Below are 5,154 nucleotides of genomic sequence, written 5' to 3' on the forward strand. Positions count from 1 at the left end.
CACCAGGATACGGTTCACGCACACGCAGGTCTGCCCATTGTGGCGATACTTGGCCGCCAGCGCACCGCGCACAGCGGCATCGAGGTCCGCATCGTCGAACACCAGGAACGGCGCATTGCCGCCCAGTTCCAGCGACAGCTTCGTGAGATTGTTCGCGCACTGCCCCATGAGCGTGCGCCCCACACCTGTTGAACCGGTGAACGACAGCTTCCGCACCAGAGGGTTCTCACACAGCTCCAGGCCCACATCCGACGAATGGCTCGTCGTGACCACATTCAGCACCCCGGCCGGGATCCCCGCCTCCTGCGCCAATGCCGCCAGCGCCAACGCGGTCAGCGGTGTTTCGGCGGGCGGCTTGATCACCACCGGACAACCGACCGCCAGCGCCGGCGCCACTTTGCGGGTGATCATCGCCAACGGAAAATTCCACGGCGTGATGGCCGCCACCACACCCACCGGCTGCTTCATCACCACCAATCGACGGTCGCGCGTGTGCGACGGAATCACGTCGCCATATGCCCGCTTCGCCTCTTCCGCGAACCACTCCACGAACGACGCACCGTAGGTCACCTCGCCCAGACTTTCGGTGATGACCTTGCCAGACTCCTGGCTCATGAGGCGGGCCAGCACCTCGCGATGCGCCACGATGCGCGTGAACCACTCACGCAGCAACGCCCCACGCTCCTTGGCGGTCATGGCACGCCATGCCGGCCACGCAGCAGACGCTGCCTCGATGGCCCGGCGCGTTTCTGCGCGACCCATATTGGGCACATCAGCCAGATGCGCGCCGCTCGATGGACTGTGCACCGCGAAGGTGGACGCATCGTCCGCATCAACCCAGGCGCCGTTGATGTACGCATGCGTCCGGTAGAACGGGACCTGTGTGAACTCGTTGGTAGGCATCGCGTAGACTCAGAACAAAATGACCTGACGAATCGCCTCGCCCCGTGCGAGCCGCTCGAATCCTTCGTTGATCTCGTCCAGCGCCAGTCGATGCGTGAGCAGCTTGTCCACCGGCAACCGCCCCGACTGATACAACGCCACATAGGCCGGGATGTCCCGCGCCGGCACACAGCTGCCCAGATACGATCCCTGCAACGTGCGCTCCTCGGCCACCAACTGCACCGGAGAAATGGACAGCATCTGCGAGGGATGTGGCAAGCCAACCGTCACCGTGCGTCCTCCCCGTCGCGTCGCGCGCCAGGTGAAGTCGAGCGCGGCCACCACACCCGCGCACTCGAGGCCAACATCGGCGCCGCCACGCGTGAGCGCTCGCACCTGCTCCACCGCATCGGCATCACCGCTGTTCACCGCCGCATGAGCACCCAGCGCCAGCGCCTGCTGCAACTTGTGCGCACTCACGTCAGCCACGATCACCTGGCTCGCGCCAGACGCGAGTGCCCCCAGCAGCGCCGCGAAGCCAATGCCACCCAGGCCGGCAATGAGCACTGACTCACCCAGGCGCACACGCGCCGTGTTCACCACGGCACCCACACCGGTCATCACCGCGCATCCGAAGAGCGCACCAATTTCGAACGGCAACGCGTTGTCCACGCGCACCACCGATTGCCGGGACACCACCACTTCCTCGGCGAACCCGGACACTCCCAGATGGTGATGCAACGCTGCGTCGTGACTGTCGCGCAAGCGGCGTCCACCGCCAAGCAGTTCGCCGGCGCCGTTGGCCGCCGCACCCGGCTCACACAATGCAGGACGAGCATCACGACAGGGTGCACAGTGACCGCACGTCGGCACGAACGAAAACACCACATGATCACCAACGGTGAGGTCGCGCACACCGGCGCCCACTTCGATGACCTCACCCGCGGCCTCATGCCCCAGCACCATCGGCAACGGACGCGGACGATTGCCGTCGATCACCGACAGGTCGGAGTGGCACAATCCCGCCGCCGCGATGCGCACGCGAATTTCGTGTGCCGCAGGCGATGCGAGCTGCACCGATTCGATGTGCAGTGGACGACTGTCGCCATACGGACGTGGTGATGCCGCTTCACGCAGCACTGCCGCTCGGATCGTCATGCGTGGCTCATGCTCTGCTCATGCGTTGCCTGTTCGTGGCATGTACGTTTGCCTCGTCGCGCGACGTCGGTGCGCGGCGTAGCTTCCTGCACGTCTTCATCGTGTCTTCAAACGTACGCACCGGCCACGGTGCAGGCCACAGAACATGTCCGCGTCGTCCATCCTGCTCCCCGTCGATGCATTCGGCCGCCCCCGCCTCAAGGTCGCTTTTGTTGGCACTCACGGCGTAGGCAAGACCACGCTGTGTTTCGATCTGGCGGCCCAGCTCAAGCGTCTCGACCTGGGCGTGGACATCGTGAAGGAAGTGGCGCGCCGCTGTCCGCTGCCCATCAACGAAGACACCACCTTCGACGCACAGGCGTGGATTCTGCACACGCAGATCGCCGAGGAAATCGAAGCGGCCTCGCACTACGAGGTGGTGGTGTGTGATCGCTCAGTGCTCGACAACTACGCCTATCTCGTCGCGCGTGTGGGGCGCAGGTCCGAACTCGAGCCACTCGTGCGGGAGTGGGTGCGCGGCTATCACTCGCTCTTCAAAGTGCCGGTACTCTCAGCGCCCGCGTTCGATGGCAAGCGCGCGGTGAGTCCGTCTTTCCAGTTGGAGATCGATGGCATCATCGACGATCTCGTACGCGACCTCGGCGTCACCGTATACCATCTCGACCCGATGGACCGCGAGCAGTGGACAACGCAGGCGCTGCTGCAACTCGGCCTGCCGACACAACCGCCGCAGATCGATTTGTTTGCGGCGAGGGAGTGAGCCCGTTTGCAGTCGCGGGTGCGGTCACCCGACCGGTGCCCGCGTTCTTGAGCCCGTCCACCTTGAGGAGGAGGCGGAGATCCTGCGGCAGGTGCTTGACGCCTGCGCTGAGACCGAGAGCCCCTACCGACTGTTGCGGTACATCATCTCCACGAGTTCATCGTACATCGCCTCGGCCTCATCGGGGCTGCGCTGAATGGCGGCCGTAGCACAGTGTTTGAGATGGTTGCGCATGAGCTCACGCCCCACCGCCCGCAGCGCTTCGTGCACCGAGGCGATCTGGGTGAGGATGTCGGCGCAGTAGCGGTCTTCGTCCACCATCTTCTGCAAGCCGCGCACCTGCCCCTCGATACGGCGCAGGCGCTTCTGGTTGCGCTGCTTGGCGTCACTGTCCACCGCGATCGCCTTGCGACCATCGGGCATTGCGTCACCCTCGTCTTTCCGCGTGCCACAACCGCAGCCGACGATGTGCAACGCGCGATGACCGCCTGACACAGTCGACGACACGGCCGTTTCAGCCTCTGCGGAAACGGGGATCGGTTCGCCTGACACGGTGGTGCGCGGAGTTCTGGGCATATACAGCTCGGAAGAAGTCAGACGTTGTTCAGGCAAACCTGGCGCGCCGCAGCCGCAGCGAATTGGCCACCACGCTCACCGAACTGAAGGCCATCGCCGCACTGGCGAGAATGGGGCTCAGCAACAACCCGAACGTGGGATACAGCGCGCCCGCCGCAATCGGGATACCGATGACGTTGTAGATGAACGCCCAGAAGAGATTCTGCTTCATCGTGCGCATGGTGCGGCGCGACAGCGCAATGGCGCGCACCACACCCTGCAGGTCACCGCGCATCAGCACCACATCGCCCGCTTCCACAGCGATGTCGGTGCCACTGCCAATGGCCATGCCGACATCCGCCTGTGCGAGGGCCGGTGCGTCGTTGATGCCATCACCCACCATGGCCACCACAGCACCCTCTTCCTGCAGACGCTGCACCTCACGCACCTTGCCTTCCGGCAACACGCCGGCCACCACACGGTCCACGCCCGCTGCGCGCGCAATCGCCTGCGCCGTACGCTCATTGTCGCCGGTGAGCATCACCACGGTGAGCCCCAGCGCATGCAGATCGGCAATCGCCCTGGGGGAGCTTTCACGAATGGGATCGGCCACCGCGACGAGCCCGGCAAGCAGGCCGTCCATCGCGATGTACATCGGCGTGCGCCCCTCACTCGCCAGGCGCGCCGCATCGGTTTCGAGCGCGTCAACCGACACGCCCCAGTCGTGCATGAACGCGGCATTGCCCACGGCGAGCGCCGCGTCATCCACCACACCCTGCACACCACGACCGGTCACCGAGGCAAAGCCCTCGGCCGTGCCCAGCGTGAGCCCCTTGCCCTGCGCGTGCTGCACGATGGACTCGGCCAGCGGATGTTCGCTGGCATGCTCCAGCGTGGCGACACGCTGCAGCAGCACATCGGCCGATACCGCGAGTGTCGGCACGGTGATGAAGTCCGTCACCGCCGGCGCGCCCTGCGTGATCGTGCCCGTCTTGTCGAGCACCACCGTGGTGATGTCACCGGCCCGCTGCAGCGCTTCGCCGCCCTTGATGAGCACTCCAAGCTGGGCGCCCTTGCCACTGGCCACCATCACGGCCGTAGGCACGGCCAGTCCCATCGCACACGGGCAGGCGATGATGAGCACCGCCACCGCAGCAGCGAACGCCCGCACCAGCGGCGCCTGGTCGGCAGCAAAGTACCAGATGCCGAACGTGATCGCGGCCAGGCCAATCACCACCGGCACGAACACCGCACTGATCTGGTCGGCCAGTCGCTGAATGGGAGCGCGTGTGCCCTGCGCATCGCGCATGAGCTTCACGATCTGCGCCAGCACGCTGTTCGCTCCCAGCGTGGTGGCCGAGTAGCGGAAGGCCCCGGTGCGATTGATGGTACCACCAATGACGCGATCGCCGACTCGCTTGGCCACGGGAAGCGACTCACCCGTCAGCATACTTTCATCGACCGCGCTTTCGCCGTGCACGATCTGACCGTCCACAGGAATGCGTTCACCGGGGCGCACGATGATGATCTCACCCGCCTCGATGCTGTCCACGGGCGCATCCACTTCGGCATCGAAGCGCAGCACACGCGCCGTGGGCGGCTGCAAGTCAACCAGCGCTCGCAATGCTGCCGACGTACGCTGCTTGGCGCGCGCCTCAAACATGTTGCCGGTGAGAATCAGTGCGATGATGATGATCACCGCCTCGTAGTACACATCGGGCGCCACGCCGCGGGAGATGAAGAACTCCGGCGCAATTGTCGCTACCACCGAGTAGCCAAACGCGGCGAGGGTGCCCACG

The 5,154-nt window shown here is 65.2% G+C and carries 5 protein-coding genes; 1 reads left to right on the forward strand and 4 read right to left on the reverse strand.

Going from position 1 to position 5,154, the window contains the following annotated elements:
• Both VGE27_RS03465 and VGE27_RS03470 read right to left on the reverse strand, forming a co-directional pair.
• On the reverse strand, positions 1-903 hold a 903-nt coding region (locus VGE27_RS03465), incomplete at its 3' end, for an aldehyde dehydrogenase family protein (RefSeq protein WP_331048241.1).
• A gap of 9 nt (positions 904-912) precedes the next feature.
• Entirely contained in the window at positions 913-2,040 is a 1,128-nt protein-coding gene (locus VGE27_RS03470; protein WP_331048242.1) for a zinc-dependent alcohol dehydrogenase family protein, read from the reverse strand.
• A 145-nt stretch (positions 2,041-2,185) separates the two neighbouring features.
• Here VGE27_RS03470 and VGE27_RS03475 point away from each other — a divergent pair, with 145 nt between their 5' ends.
• Positions 2,186-2,800 (forward strand): AAA family ATPase, encoded by a 615-nt coding sequence (locus VGE27_RS03475; protein ID WP_331048243.1) that lies wholly within the window; start codon positions 2,186-2,188, stop codon positions 2,798-2,800.
• A gap of 123 nt (positions 2,801-2,923) precedes the next feature.
• Here VGE27_RS03475 and VGE27_RS03480 read toward each other — a convergent pair whose 3' ends face one another.
• Entirely contained in the window at positions 2,924-3,376 is a 453-nt protein-coding gene (locus VGE27_RS03480) for a metal-sensitive transcriptional regulator (protein WP_331048244.1), read from the reverse strand.
• Between the two features lie 28 nt (positions 3,377-3,404).
• A partial coding sequence (locus VGE27_RS03485; protein ID WP_331048245.1) for a copper-translocating P-type ATPase occupies positions 3,405-5,154 on the reverse strand: 1,750 nt, incomplete at its 5' end.

It is taken from the genome of Gemmatimonas sp. (assembly GCF_036405635.1).
Taxonomy (GTDB): domain Bacteria; phylum Gemmatimonadota; class Gemmatimonadetes; order Gemmatimonadales; family Gemmatimonadaceae; genus Gemmatimonas.